The organism is Legionella sp. 227 (assembly GCF_043161935.1).
Lineage (GTDB): Bacteria > Pseudomonadota > Gammaproteobacteria > Legionellales > Legionellaceae > Legionella > Legionella sheltonii.
Genome location: NZ_CP171154.1, coordinates 338,398 through 359,724, shown reverse-complemented (window position 1 = coordinate 359,724; position 21,327 = coordinate 338,398). Strand labels below are relative to the sequence as shown.

Genomic DNA, 21,327 nt, shown 5'->3' with positions numbered 1-21,327 from the left:
AGAGATAATGGCTAAAGAATTACGTTTTGGTGACGATGCGCGTCTACAAATGCTAGCTGGTGTTAATGCATTAGCTGATGCAGTACAAGTAACTATGGGCCCACGTGGTCGTAATGTTGTTTTAGAAAAAGCTTATGGTGCTCCCACTGTAACTAAAGACGGTGTATCTGTAGCGAAAGAAATCGAATTTGATCAACGCTTCATGAATATGGGCGCACAAATGGTTAAAGAAGTTGCTTCTAAAACTTCTGATACTGCTGGAGATGGTACTACTACTGCTACTGTATTGGCTCGTGCGATTGTTGTTGAAGGGTACAAGGCAATTGCTGCGGGTATGAATCCTATGGATTTGAAGCGCGGTATCGACAAAGCAGTTACTGCAATCACCAAAAAATTACAATCTATGTCTAAGCCTTGCAAAGACAATAAAGCAATTGCTCAAGTAGGTACTATTTCTGCTAACTCTGATGAAGCAATTGGTTCTATCATTGCTAGTGCAATGGATAAAGTAGGTAAAGAAGGTGTTATTACTGTTGAAGACGGTAATGGACTTGAGAATGAATTATCTGTTGTTGAAGGTATGCAGTTTGACCGTGGTTATATTTCTCCATACTTCATCAACAATCAACAAAACATGACTTGTGAGCTTGAGCATCCATTCATTCTGTTGGTTGACAAGAAAATCTCCAGTATTCGTGACATGTTGTCTGTATTGGAAGGCGTTGCCAAATCAGGTCGTCCATTATTGATTATCGCTGAAGATGTTGAAGGCGAAGCTTTAGCAACTCTAGTTGTTAACAACATGCGTGGTATTGTTAAAGTATGCGCAGTTAAAGCCCCTGGCTTTGGTGATCGTCGCAAAGCAATGTTGCAAGACATCGCAATTCTAACTCGTGGCCAAGTTATTTCCGAAGAAATTGGTAAGAGCTTAGAAGCTGCTACTTTAGAAGATTTAGGTACTGCAAAACGCATCGTGGTAACCAAAGAAAACACAACTATTATTGATGGTGAAGGTAAAGCTTCTGAAATCAATGCGCGTATTACTCAAATTCGTGCTCAAATCGAAGAAACTACTTCTGATTACGACCGTGAGAAATTACAAGAGCGTGTTGCTAAACTTTCTGGCGGTGTTGCGGTCATCAAAGTGGGTGCTGCTACTGAAGTTGAAATGAAAGAGAAGAAAGCTCGTGTTGAAGATGCATTACATGCTACTCGTGCTGCTGTAGAAGAAGGTATCGTAGCAGGTGGTGGTGTTGCTTTAATTCGTGCCCAAAAAGCTCTGGATTCTTTGAAAGGCGACAATGACGATCAAAACATGGGTATCAACATTCTTCGTCGTGCTATTGAAGCACCAATGCGTCAGATCGTATCAAACGCTGGCTATGAAGCTTCAGTAATTGTAAACAAAGTATCTGAAAACAAAGATAACTACGGTTTCAATGCTGCTACTGGCGAATTTGGTGACATGGTTGATATGGGTATTTTAGATCCAACTAAAGTAACTCGTATGGCATTACAAAATGCTGCTTCTGTAGCGAGCCTTATGCTGACTACTGAGTGCATGGTTGCTGATTTACCAAAGAAAGATGAAGCTGCTGGTGATATGGGCGGCATGGGTGGAATGGGTGGTATGGGTGGTATGGGCGGCATGATGTAAGCCTCTCTCCATTCCTATTCCTTTAAAAACCCGCCGTAATGGCGGGTTTTTTATTGGTAAAGAAGACCATCATTCCTCGCTGCGCTCAAGATGGCGTGCTATCATTCAAAATAACTGTAATTTATAAAGTCAGGAGTCATAATGGGAACAATAATTAAAAAATTGGAAGTAGTTTTGGCCGATACTTATGCTTTATATCTTAAAACGCAAAATTATCACTGGCATGTTAAAGGCGTGCATTTTAAAAGTTTGCATGAATTATTTGAAATGCAATATAAGGAATTAGCTGAAGCCGTGGATGCGATTGCCGAACGGATCTTAATTATGGGGCATAAGGCTCCTGCTACATTTACCGCACTGAATCAATTAAAAACAATTAAGGACGGTGATTCCAGTTTCGATGCAAATCGAATGGTGAGTGATTTAGCCCAGGATCATGGAACTTTGGTTAAGGATTTAAATACAACAATTAAACTGGCTCAGGAACATGGGGATGAAGGGACTGTGGCCTTACTCAGTGAACGCATTGCGGCGCATGAAAAAGCACGCTGGATGTTGAATGCTTCTTCGGTCTAGTTGTTTCAATGATATTGATAAGCACAATTCTAGCCTGTGTAGCGAAGTGGTTGTACTATTAAATTAGATTCCTCTCCCACGAGTGGGAGAGGGGTACGGGGGTACAAACCGGGTAGACTGGTAACACTTTAAACCGGGATGATAGGTAACACTATTCTAGGAGAAAAAGGTGTTACCAATGAATTGGCTGAATACAAAGGCTGAAATAGAGAAATTAAAATTTATTGGAGATTGGTTAAAAGGAGAATTTAGTTTTAGCGAGTTGTGTAAGCGTTATGGAGTGAGTCGAAAAACAGGCTATAAACTAATAAATCGCTATAAAGCAGAGGGAGAGGCTGCGTTGAAACCAAAATCCCATGCAAGGCATCACCATCCAAATGGAACACCTTATGAGAAGCAACGACGATTAATTGAGTTGAAATATCGTTATCCTAAATGGGGCCCGGACAAATTAAGAGATTGGTTATTAATTAATGAGTCCGAAGAAGTGTGGCCGGCAGTAAGTACTATAGGAGATATTTTAAAGAAGCATGGTTTAGTTAAGCCGAGGAAATACAGGAGGCGCGTATCAGCGTGTACAGAACCATTTAGGGAATGCAACGATTCAAATCATACCTGGAGTGCTGACTTTAAAGGACAATTTAAGGTAGGTGGCACCTATTGTTATCCACTGACGATAACGGACAATCACAGTCGTTTCTTATTGTTATGCAAAGGATTAGTTGGTCCTCGACAAAAAGAAACAAAAGAAGGATTTAGGCAGGCATTTATTGAGTATGGTCTTCCCGATGTAATTAGAACCGATAATGGACAACCTTTCGCTGGAATGGGGATTGGTGCCTTAACAACACTTTCAATCTGGTGGTTAAAACTCGGGATAATGCCTGAGCGCATTGAACCAGGTCATCCAGAACAAAACGGAAGACACGAAAGAATGCATAGAACTTTAAAAGAAGCGGTGGCTTCACCTCCAAAATTAAATTTTGAGGAACAACAACACTGTTTTGATGCATTTAGAAATGAATATAATCAAGAACGACCTCACCAAGCACTTGATGGAAAAAGACCTGCAGATATCTATCGCGCTTCATCAAGAAGTTTACCCAATAAACTCCCAGAAGTCAGTTACCCTTGTAATTATGAAGTGCGGAAAGTGAGAACCAACGGTGAGATAAAATGGTTTGGTAAAAAATATTATGTTTCTGAATTACTAAGAGGAGAACTTGTCGGCTTGCAAATCATTGATGATGGAAGAGCCTCTTTATTCTTCTCGAAACTAAAACTAGGGATGATTGATGTGAGACAGAATAAAATTTCTAGGCCCTAAAATTTTAATCTGTTACCTATCATCCCGGTTTAAAGTGTTACCCATCATTCCGGTTGCACACGGGTGTGGGGTGCTTGAAGTTTTTTTTCTTTTATTAGTCACAATCAGCCCCCTCATCCGCCCTAAGGGGCACCTTCTCCCCCTGGGGAGAAGGCAGCTTGAATCTAATGGGTGTATTGCGTCCACTGCAGGTTACTTCTTAATTACTTTGTTTTCCGCCCCTTTTTTTATGACAATAATGCTAATTCTTCGGTTTTCGGGACTGAAGGGATCTTTTGTATTGAGAAGCATGGTTGATGAAAAACCAGAGACACGCAAGACCCGATCAGGATCTAAGCCGGCTTTAACCAAAGCACGACGGGCGGCATTGGCCCTTTGGGTCGATAATTCCCAGTTGGTATACTCTAATTCATCTGGATTATGGTAGGGATGGGCATCAGTATGTCCTTCAATAGTGATTTTATTGGGTACTGTCTTCAGGAGTTTGGCAATCTGGGCAAACACAGGATCCATTTCCGGATTGAGTTTGTCTGATCCTACATCAAACATGGGCTTTTTCTGATTGTCAATTAATTGGATTCGCAGCCCATTGTTTACTACCTCCATGAGTAGTTGATTTTTTAATCCTGCTAATGAGGGATCTTTTTGGATGCTTAAATTAATTTGTGATTTTAATTCTTCAAGTTTTTGGGTTTCCTCTTTATCCGATTGAATGACTTGAACGTCTTGGGCTTGTTTACTTTGCGTGGATGCCTTATCAGTTGTAGAAACTTGACCATTGGTGTCCTTAAGATTTGGTCCTCCACCTTTAAGATTTAATTGTTGATTGCCTACGTTTTTACCGCCAAAAAAAGTGATTTTCATTGGCTGTTTAAAATATTCGGCAATACCATCTTTTTGCGCTTTATTCAGTGATGCAATCAGCCACATCAACAAAAAGAAGGCCATCATGGCGGTCACAAAATCGGCAAAAGCGATTTTCCATGAGCCGCCATGATGCTTGTGTTGATTTTTTTTAATTTTTCGAATTATTGGGCTTGAACCCGCTTTTCCTTTACCACCATTTTCACTCATGCTGTAACCTCATTAACTCGGGGTAGGTTCAGCAGCAGAACCCTCAGAGCTGGATGAGGATGCGGCCGGTTTGAAATTTTTAATTTCTTCATTAAGCTGAGAGAAAGAGGGACGTTGGCCCGAAAACAATACCTTCCGCCCAAATTCAACGGCAATAATAGGAGGATTATTATGTAAACTCGCTAGTATTGTTGCTTTAATGCAGTGCAGCATCAACTGGGTTTGATTGGCATGATGTTCCATTGCCGATGCAACGGGACCAATAAATCCATAACCGATTAAAATACCTAAAAAAGTACCTACCAGAGCATGGGCAATGAGTACTCCAAGTTCAGGGGGAGGCAAATTGATCGATTCCATCGTATGGACTACACCAAGAACTGCAGCAACTATCCCAAACGCAGGCATCGCATCAGCGAGTTTCGATAAGGCATTGGCAGGAATCATTTCTTCTTCATGATGTGATTCAATTTCCATGTCAATTAACGCCTCAAGTTGGAAAGGTTGCAGGTTCGAGGTGATGATCAATCTTAAGTAATCACAAATAAACTCAATAACATGATGGTTTTTCATTAACGAAGGATAATTATTGAAAATAGGGCTTTCTTCTGGTGAGTCAATGTCTGCTTCCAAAGACATCAATCCTTGCTGCCGCGCTTTATTCAGCAGATTGTATAAAAGGCCTAATAAATTAGTATTGCTCTCCTTAATGGATTTCTCACCACGAAATACTTTAGGTATGGCCTTTAACAGGGATTTTAAAACTGAGGCACTGTTTGCAACAATAAGTGAGCCTATGGCTGCCCCAGCGATAATGAGCAGTTCAATAGGTTGAAAGACTGCTGCAAGATGGCCTCCAGCCAAAGCAAATCCTCCAAAAACACAGAGTAGTATGACTATATAGCCGATGATAATTAACATTTTTATTCGCTCTCCTAACCTCTATTTAAGATAATCGTGAACAACGCGACCATAAGGCAAGGTGAGATCTGTTAATAAATGGACTCCATTTACTATGCGTCGTATAGGAAGATTCGCTACAGGAGCCAAGGCATGGTGTGTTAATTGCAGTTGAGCTGGTCCTTGCCAAGCCCCTTTAATCACAACATCTTCAAGATAATACTCAACCAATTCACAAATTCGCACACTACCGTCCACATGAGGAATTATCTTAAGTAAATAATTGGGTGTGCTCATTGATTCGGCTACCTTTTTTACATCAAGTGCTTCATATTTATAGCCCATAGTGGCTGTGGCGATACGGCAAGGTCCATATTCTAAGGTACCTAACAAAGTTTCATGGACAATTTCCAGTTTGGGTTGAGCCAGTTTTTTAGGGAATCCCCATATTTCACGGCCACCTGCTATGGGAGGGAGATCATCTAAGAACATTGCATGGGTGTAATTTCCCATTTTACCTTTGTAGCGAACAGGGATGACTTGCCCAGACTCTGTATAGTCACCAAATCCAGTGGAATCAGGCATCCGAATGAATTCGAATTTGACTAAAGGCTCTACTACCTCCAATGGGGCAGGAACTATTTCCCGCAACACATCCATGTCGGTTTCATAGGTAATTGTTAAAAATTCCCTATTAATAAAACGGTATGGGCCACGAGGATAAGATGGACTGACGAGTGGCATGGCAAATGCCTGTTTTTTTACCTCAGCTTCATTCATTTTCAAACTCCGATTTTAAATGTTTATTAGGGGACATATCGTAAACAGCAATCCCTGTTGTTTGAGAGACCTTTTGATTCCAAGGTGATTTTTTAATGGCTCTTCTTCCATCTAAGTAGCCATTATTTATGCGTTCTAAAATACTTTTTTGCGAAAATTCATAGTCTTTTGAAGAAAGTTCTGACTCATCGTGCTCATATAAAAAGCGCACCACGGAGACTGTAGATTGGTGTCCACGTGCGATACAAAGTTTTAGTTCGGGGTTTCCTCGTTCCTCTTCTGGAACATAGCGAGAGAGAATATGAATGGTATTCTTTAATGCATGGATCTGTTGATACATGTTAATCGCTTGGGAAAACCGGCTGGAGTATTCTATATCTTTTTGTCGCTTCATCACTGCATCGAGAGAGGTTGGATACAAACCATAAGAGTCAAATAAGTGAATCGCAAAGCAAAGTAAATCGCGAGGGCATCGATTTACTGCTAATACATAGGTTGCTGGTGAGTTGCTGGAAATTCCACCATCCCAATAATATTCTCCTTCAACCTCAACAGCGGGAAAACCAGGGGGTAATGCACCACTGGCCATAACATGTTCGGGTCCGATTTTGGTATCTTGTGAATCAAAATACACCATTTCCCCTCTGCAAATTTCAACAGCACCGATACTTAAACGAGTTGCTTTGGAGTTGATGCGATCAAAGTCGATAAATTGCTCCAGAGATGATTTTAAGTATTGGGTATCATAAAAACTTATGGTATCGGGTTTGTCATAATATCCCATGAGCAAAGGAGGGAAACGAGGTGTAAAAAAACCCGGTTGTCCCCAAAGTAAAGCGGATTGAGCTGATAAAAAATGTTCAAGTTTTCGACTTTCATCGTCATTAGGTAGGAGGTCAGGCTTGATGAAAGAGGGGGTGGCAATCTTTTGCCAAAATTGCTGCATTTTTTCGACACGTACCCCTGGCGGGTTACCGGCTGCGATGGCTGCATTTATTGCGCCTATTGAGGTGCCAACAAACCAATCCGGATCATAACCTGCTTCATCTAAGGCATGTAAAACACCCACTTGATAGGCGCCTAAAGCGCCTCCACCTTGAAAACAGCAGGCAACATGTCGATGCTTTTTCGATTTACTTTTTTTTGCCCGGGTCATAGGACTACTCCATGAACCATCCGTGACTCACCACCAATGATTGACCTGTCAGCGCATTGGATGCAAAAGAGGCAAAAAATAACGCGGTTTGTGCCACATCATCTGTAGTGGTAAATTCGCCGTCCACTGTATCCTTAAGCATGACGTTTTTAATGACTTGGTCTTCAGTAATTCCTAGTTCTTTAGCTTGCTCTGGAATTTGTTTGTCCACTAAAGGTGTGCGTACGAAACCTGGGCAAATGACGTTGGCTCTGACATTATGAGCAGCCCCTTCTTTGGCGACCACTTTACACAAACCAAGTAATCCATGTTTTGCAGTGACATAAGGTGCTTTCAATTTAGAGGCTTCTTTAGAATGGACTGATCCCATATAAATAATACTGCCTCCCTTACCTGAAGCATACATGTGCTTTAGTGCAGCACGGGTGGTTAGAAAAGCTCCATCCAGATGAATGGATAATAATTTTTTCCAATCAGAAAAAGCCAATTGATCTATGGGGTTAATAATTTGAATCCCAGCGTTACTGACTAACACATCCACGCCGCCAAAGTATTTTGCAACCTCATCAACACCTTTATTGACTTCATCTTCATTGACGACATTCATGGCAACTGCCATGGCTTCTCCACCCTTAGACTTTAATTCTTCCGCTGTATTTTGGGCTTGTTCGAGATTAAGATCGGCAATAGCAACCTTAGCTCCTTCCTTGGCATAAACAAGGGCGATCTCTTTACCTATTCCACTGGCCGCACCGGTAATTATTGCTACTTTATTTTTTAAGCGCATGATTACAATCCTTGTATTTTTTGGGTTAATGATCAATCGGTTAGGATTAACCTGAAATTCCTTTTAAAAAGTATAGCAATGGAAATTTGATATTGCTTTATATTATTGAGTTTTTTTATTGGTTAAAGAAAATTCCATAAAAAATGTTCTAATTTTTTGCAGAAAATAGTGTATTTCACTTTGATTATTAAAATAAAACACCCTTAACCTCAAAAAAGGTTAAGGGTGTTTGGGGTTGTATTAGTAATAGTAATAATTGTAACCAGGACGATAGTAGCGGTGATGATAATAGTATGCTCGTCGGTCTTGATCTTGGCCGATTGCATTGCCTACTAATGCGCCAGCTCCTGCACCAATCACAGTACCAACCGCACTGCCTCCAGTTACTGCATACCCTATACCAGCTCCTGCAGCACCACCAGCAGCAGTACCCACTTGAGTGTTAGTGCAACCCCCGAGCATAAAAGCGGATAACCCGACAAAACATAAGGGAGCAATAATTTTTTTCATAGCGAACTCCTTTTTATAGTTTTCAGGACTTCTGCATTGATAAGGCAGATTCACGGCAGGAAAATCCTGGTTTCTTCATCTTCACTATGATTTTAGTACAAAAAAAATATTTAATGTAAAATAAGTGATCATATTTTGCTTTTGAAGGCGGCTTTTTACGTTCAGATTTTACTCTTACCCCCATTTTCCAGTAGTATTAGAAATATAAATAATAAGAACAGAGGATTGTATGTTTAAAGGAAGCATAGTTGCTTTATTAACACCCATGAAGAATGATGAAGTTGATGTTCCACGTTTACGGGAATTGGTCGAATTTCATATCGAAATGGGCAGTCATGGTCTTGTTGCGGCGGGTTCTACCGGTGAATCAGGTACTTTATCTCATGAAGAAAAATTATTGGTCATTAAAACAGTAATAGACCAAGCAAAAGAGCGAATCCCAGTAATTGCGGGTACTGGCATGAATGCAACACGGGATTGTATTCAATTAACCCAGGAGGCGATGGAGTGTGGCGCGCATGCAGCATTAATTATGACTCCTGCATATATTAGACCTACCCAAGAAGGGTTATATTTGCATTACAGTCAAATCGCCAAAGCCGTTGCGATGCCGATTATTCTTTATAATGTGCCAACGAGAACGGCATGTGATATGTTACCAGAAACAGTAGCTCGACTTGCTAAAATTTCCAATATCGTGGGAATAAAAGATGCTACAGGACAGATGACCCGGTTACAGCAAATTTTGCGTCTTTCAGAAGGCAGCATTGATGTATTTAGTGGTGATGATTTCACCGCAGCATCCTGGATGCTGGCTGGAGCTAAAGGAAATATTTCCGCAGCAGCTAACGTGGCTGCAAAATTGATGGCCAAATTATGTGATTCTGCTTTAGACGGTGATCACGCTGCATCCTTACGCATCAATGAACAGCTTGCACCTCTATATGAATTATTGTTTATTGAAACGAATCCGATTGCGATAAAATGGGCCGCAAACAGAATGGGGTTAATGGATAACGAATTAAGGATGCCATTGACTTGTTTGTCTAAAGAGCATCATGAACCCTTAGAAAAGATTATGAAAAGTTTGGAGTTGATTTAAGTGAAAAAATTGTGTTTTATTGTTTTTGTGGCGCTCGTTCTCTCTGGATGCAGTCGTTATGCGAGTAATGGAGAGAGTCTTTATTTGAGCAGCCGTAATGGTCCTTCATTAGAAGTGCCGCCGCCGTTAACGAGAGCAAATATTAGTAATTTTTATGATTTGCCTCAACAGAACCAAGATGCACGTGTGAGCATTTCACCACCTGTATCATAGGGGATTTATTATGACACCATCAGAATCAGCTGAATTGCTTATTGTACAGGAATTATCACAGCGTATTGTGGATGCGCAACGCAAAATCAGGATTCTTGATAGTATCAAATGGGATGAATCAATAAAAAAGGAATTTTTTAAATATAAAGGTAAAAGGCTTCCCCCTGTTGATAAAGAATATTATGAAAAAAAACCTTTGCCCTTTGATGTACATGAAAAACAAGAAGAGTTTCGGATTATTTTGCGCGATACCCAGAATCAACTCGGGCAATATTCTACCTTAACTCGTTTAATACGTCGCCAGTGTGAAGAATATAGCCGTGCCACCCAAATGCTTGCTGTGCGCGGCACTCCTGCATTTTCTGAACTGGCGATGGAATTGTATGGTAGTCCCAATGATGTGTTTTACGCAGGTGGGCCACGCATGTCAGAGATGGGTACTTTACTTTTTGATGTGTTAACAGGTCTTAGTGTTCAATTACAATCTGAAGCGGATATCAAACGTTATACCCCACAGCAGGCTCAGGAAATTTTGCAAGCGCGTTTAGGGCAGTTTTTTGATAAACATCCTGGCAAAGTAACCGTAATGGTCAGCGACGAAATGATCGCAGATGCCTCTGCTGGTGCGGACAATATTAAATTAAGCCAGCAAGCGATGTTTAGTGATCGCGACCTTCGATATCTTGAAGTACATGAGGGTTGGGTTCACGTTGGGACAACCTTGAATGGTTCGATGCAGCCCAATTGTTTTTTTCTTTCTAAGGGTTCTCCTTCGAGCAGCGTCATTCAGGAAGGTTTGGCAGTGATTACCGAGGTAGTTACTTTTTCTTCTTATCCCAGCCGTATGTTAAAGATTACCAATCGTGTTATTGCGTTGGATATGGTGACGCAAGGGGCTGACTTTCTCGATATTTATAATTATTTTATGGATTGTGGTTTGAGCGAAGAGGACAGTTATAATCAATCAGTACGAGTTTTTAGAGGAAGTACACCAACAGGTGGTCCTTTTACCAAAGATTTATCTTATGCCAAAGGCTTTGTATTAATTTATAATTACATACGTTTTGCAATCAGTAAAAAGCATGTGGATTCGATTCCCTTATTATTTACTGGGAAGTTGGTTTTGGATGATTTGCCTTTACTCACTGAACTCAAAGAGCGCGGTGTTTTAACCAATCCCGTCTATCTTCCTCCTCCATTTCAGGATTTAGCGGCTTTAAGCGCATGGATGAGTTTTTCTTTATATTTAAATCAATTTGATTTGAATGAGATTCAAAAGAATTTTCGATTCTTAATTGTTTGAATTTCCCGTTATTTCAGGAGTAGCCTGGATGCTTGCAAACAGGCTACCTTTTCAAGATTAAGCGTTGCACGCTACAGTGTTTAATAGCTCCATTGGTTCTTCTTTTTCCCGTTGTGACGTGAAGAAACGATGAGCAAGTCCATAACTTAAATGAGGCTTCGCTTGCTCTTGCATTGTTTTTGCTAACTCAGAATATTCAGCTAAGAGTAATTGAGCCTGATCTTTGATGTATGGATCGCCCGATTTATTGATCATAGTCATATAATGGGCTGCTTTTTTTAGATCGCTCGCATCATTGGAGTTGCCTAAAACTTGCACCATAACCAGCATCGCGCTAGTACACCCTAAGTTAGCTGCCTGGCGCATGGTTTGTTTGTACTGAGAAGAAGTGGGCGGATAAATATGAGCTAAATGGTATAAAGCCATAGGGTTATCTTGAGCTAAAGCCATCATTTTAGGTAAATATTGAACTACAGCCTGTTTCAAAACAGGATCATTAGGTGATTGATGTAATTGCTTTACTAAAGCAGCAAATTCATTACTTGAAGTGGCCATATCCTACCCCCCCTAACTTTCATTACGTTCACTTGTAGGATAAAAGATGAAGGTTAAGACAAAATTAAGGGGGGAGGGCTTTACGATCTTTTTACATTTTCCAAGGCGGCCCATCCCAAATGAAATAACATATGGGACAAAATCGCAGCAATAAGTCCATACTGCCAAAATAGATAGCCAAAAAGCACGGATTGGTACAAACTCAGTATAATAACAGAGTAAATGAAATTGCGGCTTCTGGTACAACCGGCAGCAAGATAAATCGGAATTTGGCTCACGGCATAAATTAAGCCGCTAATAAAAATTGAAATCCAGATAAGCAAATTGGGAAATTGTTTCGTAAACAGCAAGGCAAAAAAAGTAGCAAGATTCAATAATCCCCAGCGTCCAATGACTTCCTCGACTACACCGCCATAAAGAACACAGCCATCAACACCGAGAGCGGTACGAATATTGGCCATGATTTGCATGTTTTTTTTATCGATAATACGTGCAATCAAGCCATAAAAGAGTACTAAAAACACCACTAACCCAAAAAAGGCATACAAGACGGTGGGTAATATGATAGGAAGTAATGCTTTTACCCGGGTGGTTCCTTGTAATAGCCCTTCAAGTAGGGTGTCATGTAACCCTGTCATTGGCGATAACATCGCACCGGCAAGACTGAGGATAAAGACCATCAATAAAGTTTGCAAAATGGCAAAATTGCTTATCCTTTTTTTTAACGCTTCAGAGTTATCAGGCAATAAAAAAAAGATTAACCGTTTTATTGCGATGAGCACCCCAGGAATGGATAAGCAGAACAAAACAGTAATTAAAGGCCAGTTGATAGTCATTTTTCATCCTTAAAAAGTACTGAGTAGAAAAATCCGTCCATACCTTGTTCGCCTGGCAAAATTTGTTGGCCATGACCTGTTGCATGTCCCCAAGTTCTGGGCTCTTTTAATTGGATACAGTCAGGGTGAGCAGCAACAAAATTTGCGATTTGTTGTTCATTTTCCACCGACATTACGGAACAGGTTGCATAAACCAGTAAGCCACCTTTGGCTAACAAAGGCCATAAACAATTCAGCATATCACGCTGTAGATTGGTTATAGTAACAATTTCTTGGTTATTGCGTAATAATTTAATGTCAGAATGACGGCGGATAACCCCTGTGGCGGAACAAGGGGCATCTAATAAAACGCGGTCAAAGAGCTGTCCATCCCACCACGAAGAAGGAGTTAGAGCATCTCCTTGAACTAAAGTTGCATGTAAATTAAGCCGGTTCAAGTTTTCTTGAACACGTTTTAATCGTTTGCTATCCACGTCCAAAGCAATACATGCCGCCAGGTTGGGCTCCTTTTCTAAAATATGACAAGTCTTACCTCCAGGAGCGCAACAGGCGTCAAGAAGACGTAATCCTGGTTTTAAAGACAATAAAGAAGCCGCCAATTGTGCAGCGCCATCTTGAACCGATACGCTTCCTTCTGCAAAACCGGGTAATTGATGTACATCACAGGGTGTGTTTAAAGTAATTCCTTCAGGTGCTACAGGATGGGGTTCGGCAGCAATCCCTTCACGATTTAAAATCTGCAGGTATTCTTGAACCGAATGTTTTTGGAGGTTCACTCGCAAGGCCATAGGAGGATGTGCGTCGTTTGCTTGAGCTATTGATTGCCAGTCATTGGGCCAATCGACTTGCAGGCGTTCTACCAGCCATTGGGGTTGGCCATGAACAAACAAAGGATCTTTGCTCAAACGGCTTATAATTTCTTTTTGTTGGCGACAGAAATTGCGTAACACGGCATTAACTAAACCTTTAGCCCAAGGTTTTTTGATTTTTTCGAGCAAGGCAACGGTTTCTTTAACTACCGCGTAATCAGGTTGCTGCATGAAGTGTAGTTGATAAAGGCCTATCAGTAATGCAACCCAAATTTCTGGTTCTTTGGGTCTTTTTTGCAGCAAACACTCTGCAATGGCTTGCAAACGAAAATAATGACGGCAAAAGCCAAAGCAGATCTCTTTGGTCATTGGGGATACTTCTGTAGCCGACATCAGTTGGGATAAGGATGATTTTTCAGCCAGTAAGCGTGTTAAAATTTTTAAGGCATGTAATCGTTCATTCTTGTTCATTAAAACACATATCCTACGCACGCGTGTGACTTTGAGGAATTTAACCAATCGGCTATAGAAATTACTTTACCTCCTGGGAACTGAATTTTTTCTATAAGCAAACCTTGGTCACCCGTAGCAACTAACATGCCCTTTTTATCAAGGTGAACTACTGTACCTGCAGCGTGTTGCGCTGGCAAAGCAACAATTTGTGCTTGGTGAACTCTTAAAATTTCATGCTCAAAGGTTGTATAGGCGATTGGCCAGGGATTGAATGCGCGAATGCGTCGATCAATTTCTATTGCAGAGTGGTGCCAGTTGATGCATGCATCTTCTTTATTAATTTTGTGCGCATAGGTCGCTAATTCATTATTTTGAATTTCAGGTTGAATGGTTTGGTTGGCTAATTCGTCCAAAGTTTGCAATAAAGGCTGAGCGGAGATCTGAGCTAACTTGTCATGTAAGCTTTGTGCGGTTTCTGATGCAGTTAGGGAACAACTTACTTTACGAAGCATTGCTCCGGTGTCCATACCCACATCCATTTGCATTATAGTTACCCCAGTTTCAGCATCACCGTGAAGAATTGCCGATTGTATTGGAGAGGCACCACGCCATCGAGGTAACAAAGATGCATGGACATTAATACAACCTAAGCGTGGAATATCAAGAACTGCTTTAGGTAGAATTAACCCGTAGGCAATTACAATCATGACATCGGGTTTTAATGCGGCGAGCTCAGAAATTGCCTCAGGATTTTTAAAATTCAGAGGTTGATAAACCGGAATTTTCTGCGTCAAAGCCCATTCTTTAACTGCAGAGGCGTGAAGTTTACGACCACGTCCCGCAGGTCGATCCGGTTGAGTATAAATGGCTTGAATATGATGTCTAGAATGCAGTAAGGCATCAAGGCAAGGCAAGCCAAATTCTGGGGTTCCAGCAAAAACAATGTTCAATTGACTCATGGTAAGTACTCACGTAAATGGTCACGCTGTATCAAGGAACGGCCGTATTTGGCACCTGTGCTCAAATTCAACCGTTCACCAAGATTTTTATCCACGTATCACGTATTACGACCAAAGAACGTCTATAGGACATATCTTGAATGAAAACCTTGTGAAAACTGCAAATTACTTGCGTGCGTGTTGGCGTTTTTTGAATTTTTCTAGTTTTTTGCGGGCCATTGCTCTTTTCAATGGAGAAAGCAGATCGACAAACAGTTTGCCATTCATATGATCAATTTCATGTTGCAAACATTCAGCGAGTAGGCCATCGGCTTTAATTTCAAAAGGTTTTCCATTTCTGTCTAAGGCAGTTACGGTAACTTTTTCTGCGCGGGTCACTGTATCATAAGCTCCAGGAACAGAAAGACAGCCTTCTTCAAACTTTTTTGCACCCTCAGAGGCAACGATTTCAGGGTTGATAATCACTATTTGATTCTGTTTATCCCCTTCAATGTCAATCACTGATAAACGTAAGCTCACCCCAATTTGCGGTGCTGCAAGCCCGACACCATGGGCGTCATACATTGTCTCAAACATGTCGTCAATTAACGTTTGCAAATTATCATCAAAATGAACAACAGGTTTTGCTACATCTCTTAATCGAGCATCAGGTAAATATAGAATCGTATGAATAGCCATCGTTTATCTGGTTCTCTGCGTAAAAAACATGTTATATTATCCTCTATATATTGCAATGCTGCAAGATAGTAATGGGTTACGCGGGATGTAAAAGTCTTGATGAGTGGTCGAATTATCAAGATATTCCAACAAAGGATTGACTCTAATGAGATTTATTCTCTTAATAATCTTCTTTTTCTTTTCTACATTGAATTATGCTCTAAGCTTACGCACAGATGCACCTGAGCGTTATGTTGTTCAACATGGGGATACTTTATGGAGCATCGCCAGTCGTTATCTGCATAATCCCTGGGAATGGAAAGAGCTTTGGCATGCCAACCCTAAAATAAAAAATCCCAATCGATTGTATCCTGGAGCGGTTCTGGTTTTAGCCTATTACAAAAATAAACCTTACCTTAAGGTACTCTCGAATGGCACTATCAAATTATCGCCTAAGGCCCGTCCTATGCCCTTAGAGGACCCGGTGCCTCCAATTCCCTTAAATGAAATCAAGCCTTTTTTAAATGAATCCCTTATTTTGGATCAGGATGTCCTCAGTCGCGCCCCTTATATTGTTGCTTTAGTAGGGGAACATATGATGGGGGGGCAAGGGGATCAAGCTTGGGTTCAAGGTCTGCATCCTTCTCGAGAATTACCTACTGGGGGTATTCCCGCTTATTCTATTTTTAGAGGGGGAAAAAATTATGAGCATCCAAAAACCAGAGAGCTCTTGGGATATCGAGCAGATTTAGTAGGGTATGCTGAGTTAGTTGCGGGAGGAGAACCTGCCACCATTTTATTAACCAGTATTAATGAAGGAATTAAAGTTCAAGATAGTGTTTTAATAAATGATAGTCCTGAGTTTAATTTATCATTTGAACCTAAAGCACCTAGATTTCTGGTGCGGGGATTTATTATTGATATGCCTGATGGGATGCCCAATGGGAATGTCCAGGAGGCAGTTGGTGGTGTGGTAGTGATAAGTTTGGGAGCACGTGACGGATTGGAAGCAGGAGATGTACTGGGAATCTATAGAGATTCGGGTACTGTCAGTGACCCTAAAAATAAACTGTTTCCTATCAAATTACCGCCCGAGCGTATTGGCGAGGTCATGGTGTTTCGTGTATTCACTAAAACCAGTTTTGCCTTAATCGTTCGTTCTACTCGCGCTGTTTATTTATCAAACTTTGTGACTAACCCATGAATAATTTATCGTACTACCTCGCATTAAACCGAATGGAAAGGGTGGGTCCGCGTACGGTTGCAACATTGCAAAAACGCTGGCCTGATCTGCAACAAATGTTCCAACTCTCAGCAACAGAGCTTGAAGAAGCGGGACTATCACCTACTTTGGCACAAACCATAGCGGGTTTTGATTTGCATTTGATTCAAGAAGATCTCAGATGGCTTGAGGCTGCTGATACACATCATATACTGACTTGGGATTCGCCTGACTATCCTTCTTTATTGAAGGAAATTATCGATCCTCCTATTGTTTTGTACGTAAAAGGACAGCTTGCCTGCTTAAAGCAACCGCAATTAGCTGTGGTAGGCAGCCGTAATCCAACAATAACTGGCAGAGAAAATGCCCGCCAATTTGCAAAATCTATCGCCGCCCATGGAGTGACCATTGTCAGTGGTTTGGCTTTAGGAATTGATGCTGAAGCTCATGAAGGATGTTTGGAGGCCGGAGGACAGACAATAGCTGTTTTGGGGACCGGAATTGATCGGATTTATCCTTACCGACACCAGGCACTTGCGCAAAAAATTGAGCAAAGCGGGCTATTAATGAGCGAATTCCCTCTAAAAAGTCCTCCGACTGCTGGACATTTCCCACGAAGAAATCGTATAATAAGTGGTTTATCATTGTGCACTTTGGTTGTTGAGTCAGCAATAAAGAGTGGTTCGTTAATCACAGCACGAATGGCCCTGGAACAAAATCGAGATGTTTTGGCAATCCCTGGTTCCATTCATAACCCCCTGGCTCGAGGGTGTCATTACCTGTTGCAGCAAGGAGCTAAATTAGTCACTTCAGTTGCCGATGTTCTTGAAGAGTTACGGATTGATTCAGAACAGCAAACAACTGATAAAGCGATTTTACCTCTTGCCAGCGGGAATAAAAACCTAGTAAAGTTCATTGGCTTTGAAATGACAACTGTTGATCAGATCATTTTACGTAGTGGATGCACCGTTGAGCAAGTCACTAGTGAGCTTGCAAAATTAGAATTAAATGGGGCTGTTGTATCTGTGCCCGGTGGCTATATGAGGTGTTAGTATATGAAAGATAACTTATTTGAAATGTTATTGAGTTTATTTGAACAAAGTCTTACCCAACTGCAAAAAAGCCATAAAACCGCTGATCAGGATGCAACGGAACTGAACGATGAAGAGAGTTTGGCTTCGGAAGAACAGGTTTTGCATTTGAAGTTACAACAACAAACATCAATGCGAGTATTTACTTACGATGAGCAAATGAAATTGACTAAAGCCAGTTATCAATTTCTCATTCGTATGAAACAATGGAAAATTCTTAATGAAGAATCATTTGAAATGATTATGAATCAATTGCAATTTTCTGACTCTCGAATCGTAACGCTTCAAGAAACTAAATGGACAATTAGAAATACTTTAGCCAGTACTTTGAATGAAGAACAATTGGCTTTTCTTGATTTAGTTCTTTATCAATCAGAAGATCAATTGACATTACATTAAAAGATCATCTATTCCTATACTACTAGAAGTTGTTGATATTTCATATTCAGCACCAATCCCCCATTTTTTTCTGCAATAGGGGATATTTGGTGGCTTAAGGATGAAGTGAAAAGGATAAGGTTAACGTTACTATGAGTAAACATTTGGTGATCGTTGAGTCACCCGCCAAAGCGAAGACGATTCAAAAATATTTGGGCAGTGACTATGAGGTTGTTGCCTCTTATGGACATGTTCGTGATTTGCCAGCACGCAAAGGGTCGGTTAATCCCGATAAACACTTTGCTATGACTTATGTTCCGATTGAGAAGAACTCAAGACATATCGAAACCATTGCAAAAATGCTGAAAAAATCAGATTCCTTATTACTGGCAACGGACCCTGATCGCGAAGGCGAGGCCATTTCTTGGCATATTTATGAATTAATGAAAGAAAAAAATCTAACCAAGGATAAACCGATTCATCGGATTTTTTTCAATGAAATCACCAAATCAGCAATTCAGGATGCAATCAATCATCCTCGTTCAATTTCTATGGATTTGGTTAATGCCCAACAAGCACGACGCGCATTGGACTATTTAGTGGGTTTTAATTTGTCTCCTCTGTTATGGAAAAAAGTCAGAAGAGGGCTCTCAGCGGGTCGAGTACAAAGCCCTGCACTGCGACTTATTGTCGAGCGAGAAGAAGAAATTGAGCGTTTTGTACCCCAGGAATATTGGAAGATTTTGGCTCAATGTCTTCATACTAATGTGTCTTTTGAAGCACGGTTGACGCACTTCAAAAATGAAAAATTACAACAATTTACCGTAAATAAAGAAGATCAGGCACAACAAATCAAAGAACATTTGCTGCGTGAGGCAAAAGGATATTTACAGGTCAGCCAAATTGAGAAAAAGCAGCGTAAGCGTAAGCCTTCACCTCCGTTTATTACCTCAACCTTGCAACAAGAAGCAGCACGAAAATTAGGTTTTACTGCGCGAAAATCAATGATGGTCGCCCAACAATTGTATGAAGGGATCGATATCGGGACAGGAACAGTGGGTCTTATCTCGTATATGCGTACCGATTCGGTTAATTTATCGACGGAAGCTATAGAGGAAACTCGACAGTTTATTACAGAGCGGTATGGTGCCGACAATTGTCCTTCAAGTCCAAGAATTTATAAAACCAAATCCAAAAATGCTCAAGAAGCCCATGAGGCGATTCGACCCACATCGATTAAGCGTACGCCTGAAATGGTGCAATCGGCTTTGACTGCGGATCAATACAAACTCTACAGTCTGATCTGGAAGCGAACAGTAGCTTGCCAAATGGCCGATGCAATCCTTGATACGGTTGCTGTTGATTTAAGTTGTGGGGAGGGGAACATCTTTCGCGCGAATGGTTCTATCATTACTTTTCCTGGCTTCCTCTCTGTATATGAAGAAGGTCGTGATGATACCAAAGAAGATGAAGCTGAAGGTTCATTACTCCCGGCATTCGTTGTAGGTGAAAAAGTTAAGGTACAAGACATCCTAGCCAATCAACATTTCACTGAGCCCCCTCCAAGATATTCTGAAGCAACTTTGGTTAAGGCATTGGAAGAATATGATATTGGCCGCCCATCAACCTACGCGTCCATTATTCATACCTTACAACAGCGTGAATACGTGATTGTGGATAAGAAAAGATTCTTCCCAACGGATGTTGGCCGTATTGTGAATCGTTTCTTGACCGGTTATTTTACGCGTTATGTAGACTATAAATTTACCGCTGAGCTTGAGGACACATTAGATGCGATTTCGCGCGGTGAAAAAGAATGGGTTCCCGTTTTAGAAGAGTTCTGGAAGCCCTTCGTACAACAAATAGAAACTACCGATCAGCAGGTACAGCGTAAAGATGTCACTACGGAAGTTTTGGATCAACAATGTCCTAAATGCGGAAAGCCACTGTCCATAAGATTGGGTAAGCGAGGACGATTTATTGGATGCACAGGTTATCCTGAATGTGATTACACGCAGGATATTGCTGGTCAGGAGCACGAAAAAAATGAACCCGAAGTGGTTGAGGGAAGAGCCTGTCCAGTTTGCTCCAGTCCTTTACACATAAAAAATGGGCGTTATGGCCGCTTTATTGGCTGCAGTAATTATCCTCAATGCAAGCACATGGAACCTATAGAAAAGCCAGCTGATACGGGCGTGGAATGTCCCAAGTGTCATGAAGCAAAAATTTTGCAGCGTAAATCAAGAAAGGGCAAAATTTTCTATTCTTGTGGCAATTATCCTAAATGCGATTATGCTTTATGGAATGAACCGATCAACCAACCCTGTCCCAAATGCAATTGGCCGATTTTAACGGTGAAAGAAAGCAAAAAATTTGGTCGACAAATTCTTTGCCCACAAGATGGATGTGGTTACTCGGCCAAGGATGAAGAAGAATAATTTAGTGGGACAAGCGAATCACCTGTCGCTGCTGCAAATCCTGGGTTACGGCTTTTGCCTTCACCCAGGTTACAGGGGTTAGATCAATAAAAATCAATCGTAGTTGTCGTTACATCCACAGGCCCTACAGGATAAGAATAAACTGTTACTGGTTGCACAACGGGGGTAACAACAGGTCGAACAACAACTGGTCTGTAGGATACTACAGGTTTGTATGCGACCACTGCTGGAGCATATGCTGGTGTGTAGTATACCGTGTTACAACAACATCCAACCATCAAAGCCATACTTCCTAACAGAATAATCCATTTCATTATGAAGCCCTCTTAGTGGATTCTTACGAAAAGTGTAGATTATTTAAACAATAATATCCAGAATTGATCAGTTTGCTTTTCATGTATTGATGAATGCCCAGGATTAAATAAAAAAATTCCTCTCTCTCCTTCTCGGTGAAGAGAGTAGGGAGTAATATCAACTCATTCTTCCTGTTCATTTTGAATCGGTATATACTCATCATCTTCTATTAGAAAATAACTCAAACAGG

The 21,327-nt window shown here is 40.9% G+C and carries 22 protein-coding genes; 10 read left to right on the top strand and 12 right to left on the bottom strand.

The window, feature by feature from the left end:
• Nucleotides 1-7: 7 nt before the first annotated feature.
• From groL to ACF8MK_RS01420, 3 genes are all read left to right on the top strand, one after another.
• Nucleotides 8-1,657, top strand: coding sequence for a chaperonin GroEL (gene groL / locus ACF8MK_RS01430; RefSeq protein ID WP_058478323.1), 1,650 nt, complete (start codon nucleotides 8-10; stop codon nucleotides 1,655-1,657).
• Nucleotides 1,658-1,798: 141 nt separating this feature from the next.
• Nucleotides 1,799-2,233: a Dps family protein gene (locus ACF8MK_RS01425; protein WP_392537876.1), complete on the top strand. Its 435-nt coding sequence runs from the start codon at nucleotides 1,799-1,801 to the stop codon at nucleotides 2,231-2,233.
• 178 nt (nucleotides 2,234-2,411) lie between these two features.
• Nucleotides 2,412-3,560 (top strand): integrase core domain-containing protein, encoded by a 1,149-nt coding sequence (locus ACF8MK_RS01420; protein WP_392536436.1) that lies wholly within the window; start codon nucleotides 2,412-2,414, stop codon nucleotides 3,558-3,560.
• A 192-nt stretch (nucleotides 3,561-3,752) separates the two neighbouring features.
• On the opposite strand, the gene motB is transcribed toward ACF8MK_RS01420, so the two are convergent.
• From motB to ACF8MK_RS01390, 6 genes are all read right to left on the bottom strand, one after another.
• Nucleotides 3,753-4,634 (bottom strand): flagellar motor protein MotB, encoded by an 882-nt coding sequence (motB, locus tag ACF8MK_RS01415; protein WP_392537875.1) that lies wholly within the window; start codon nucleotides 4,632-4,634, stop codon nucleotides 3,753-3,755.
• 12 nt (nucleotides 4,635-4,646) lie between these two features.
• On the bottom strand, nucleotides 4,647-5,555 hold the full coding sequence (motA, locus tag ACF8MK_RS01410; protein WP_392537874.1) for a flagellar motor stator protein MotA: 909 nt from the start codon (nucleotides 5,553-5,555) through the stop codon (nucleotides 4,647-4,649).
• Between the two features lie 21 nt (nucleotides 5,556-5,576).
• Nucleotides 5,577-6,314, bottom strand: a complete 738-nt coding sequence (locus ACF8MK_RS01405; RefSeq protein WP_392537873.1) for an acetoacetate decarboxylase — start codon at nucleotides 6,312-6,314, stop codon at nucleotides 5,577-5,579.
• Complete coding sequence (locus ACF8MK_RS01400) at nucleotides 6,307-7,470, bottom strand: patatin-like phospholipase family protein (RefSeq protein ID WP_392537872.1); 1,164 nt, start codon at nucleotides 7,468-7,470, stop codon at nucleotides 6,307-6,309. The genes ACF8MK_RS01405 and ACF8MK_RS01400 overlap by 8 nt, the downstream gene beginning before the upstream one ends.
• A 4-nt stretch (nucleotides 7,471-7,474) precedes the next feature.
• Entirely contained in the window at nucleotides 7,475-8,257 is a 783-nt protein-coding gene (locus ACF8MK_RS01395; protein WP_265704273.1) for a 3-hydroxybutyrate dehydrogenase, read from the bottom strand.
• Nucleotides 8,258-8,497: 240 nt separating this feature from the next.
• A complete protein-coding gene (locus ACF8MK_RS01390) occupies nucleotides 8,498-8,767 on the bottom strand; it encodes a glycine zipper domain-containing protein (protein WP_392537871.1) in 270 nt (89 codons plus the stop codon).
• A gap of 229 nt (nucleotides 8,768-8,996) precedes the next feature.
• Between ACF8MK_RS01390 and dapA the strand changes: the two genes are divergently transcribed.
• The 3 genes from dapA to ACF8MK_RS01375 are packed head-to-tail and all read left to right on the top strand — an operon-like array spanning nucleotide 8,997 to nucleotide 11,385.
• Nucleotides 8,997-9,869 (top strand): 4-hydroxy-tetrahydrodipicolinate synthase, encoded by an 873-nt coding sequence (dapA, locus tag ACF8MK_RS01385; protein ID WP_058387305.1) that lies wholly within the window; start codon nucleotides 8,997-8,999, stop codon nucleotides 9,867-9,869.
• Complete coding sequence (locus tag ACF8MK_RS01380) at nucleotides 9,870-10,082, top strand: hypothetical protein (protein WP_265704275.1); 213 nt, start codon at nucleotides 9,870-9,872, stop codon at nucleotides 10,080-10,082.
• A 10-nt stretch (nucleotides 10,083-10,092) separates the two neighbouring features.
• Complete coding sequence (locus ACF8MK_RS01375) at nucleotides 10,093-11,385, top strand: flavohemoglobin expression-modulating QEGLA motif protein (RefSeq protein ID WP_392537870.1); 1,293 nt, start codon at nucleotides 10,093-10,095, stop codon at nucleotides 11,383-11,385.
• Between the two features lie 57 nt (nucleotides 11,386-11,442).
• Here ACF8MK_RS01375 and ACF8MK_RS01370 read toward each other — a convergent pair whose 3' ends face one another.
• From ACF8MK_RS01370 to def, 5 genes are all read right to left on the bottom strand, one after another.
• Nucleotides 11,443-11,940, bottom strand: coding sequence for a hypothetical protein (locus ACF8MK_RS01370; RefSeq protein ID WP_392537869.1), 498 nt, complete (start codon nucleotides 11,938-11,940; stop codon nucleotides 11,443-11,445).
• An 80-nt stretch (nucleotides 11,941-12,020) separates the two neighbouring features.
• A complete protein-coding gene (locus ACF8MK_RS01365) occupies nucleotides 12,021-12,776 on the bottom strand; it encodes a CPBP family intramembrane glutamate endopeptidase (RefSeq protein ID WP_392537868.1) in 756 nt (251 codons plus the stop codon).
• Nucleotides 12,773-14,056, bottom strand: a complete 1,284-nt coding sequence (gene rsmB / locus ACF8MK_RS01360; protein ID WP_392537867.1) for a 16S rRNA (cytosine(967)-C(5))-methyltransferase RsmB — start codon at nucleotides 14,054-14,056, stop codon at nucleotides 12,773-12,775. Before rsmB ends, ACF8MK_RS01365 begins: the two co-directional genes overlap by 4 nt.
• Nucleotides 14,056-14,997 carry a methionyl-tRNA formyltransferase gene (gene fmt, locus ACF8MK_RS01355; protein WP_392537866.1) on the bottom strand — a complete coding sequence of 314 codons (942 nt, stop codon included), beginning with the start codon at nucleotides 14,995-14,997 and terminating at the stop codon, nucleotides 14,056-14,058. The genes rsmB and fmt overlap by 1 nt, the downstream gene beginning before the upstream one ends.
• 165 nt (nucleotides 14,998-15,162) lie before the next feature.
• A complete protein-coding gene (gene def / locus ACF8MK_RS01350; RefSeq protein WP_392537865.1) occupies nucleotides 15,163-15,675 on the bottom strand; it encodes a peptide deformylase in 513 nt (170 codons plus the stop codon).
• A gap of 145 nt (nucleotides 15,676-15,820) precedes the next feature.
• On the opposite strand from def, the gene ACF8MK_RS01345 reads away from it, so the two are divergent.
• From ACF8MK_RS01345 to topA, 4 genes are all read left to right on the top strand, one after another.
• Nucleotides 15,821-16,858 carry a LysM peptidoglycan-binding domain-containing protein gene (locus tag ACF8MK_RS01345; RefSeq protein WP_265704282.1) on the top strand — a complete coding sequence of 346 codons (1,038 nt, stop codon included), beginning with the start codon at nucleotides 15,821-15,823 and terminating at the stop codon, nucleotides 16,856-16,858.
• Nucleotides 16,855-17,928, top strand: a complete 1,074-nt coding sequence (gene dprA, locus ACF8MK_RS01340; RefSeq protein ID WP_392537864.1) for a DNA-processing protein DprA — start codon at nucleotides 16,855-16,857, stop codon at nucleotides 17,926-17,928. The genes ACF8MK_RS01345 and dprA overlap by 4 nt, the downstream gene beginning before the upstream one ends.
• A 3-nt stretch (nucleotides 17,929-17,931) precedes the next feature.
• Nucleotides 17,932-18,366, top strand: coding sequence for a DUF494 family protein (locus ACF8MK_RS01335; protein WP_392537863.1), 435 nt, complete (start codon nucleotides 17,932-17,934; stop codon nucleotides 18,364-18,366).
• Nucleotides 18,367-18,497: 131 nt separating this feature from the next.
• Nucleotides 18,498-20,783: a type I DNA topoisomerase gene (gene topA / locus ACF8MK_RS01330; protein ID WP_392537862.1), complete on the top strand. Its 2,286-nt coding sequence runs from the start codon at nucleotides 18,498-18,500 to the stop codon at nucleotides 20,781-20,783.
• 83 nt (nucleotides 20,784-20,866) lie between these two features.
• Here topA and ACF8MK_RS01325 read toward each other — a convergent pair whose 3' ends face one another.
• Complete coding sequence (locus ACF8MK_RS01325) at nucleotides 20,867-21,097, bottom strand: hypothetical protein (RefSeq protein ID WP_265704286.1); 231 nt, start codon at nucleotides 21,095-21,097, stop codon at nucleotides 20,867-20,869.
• Between the last annotated feature and the right edge of the window lie 230 nt (nucleotides 21,098-21,327).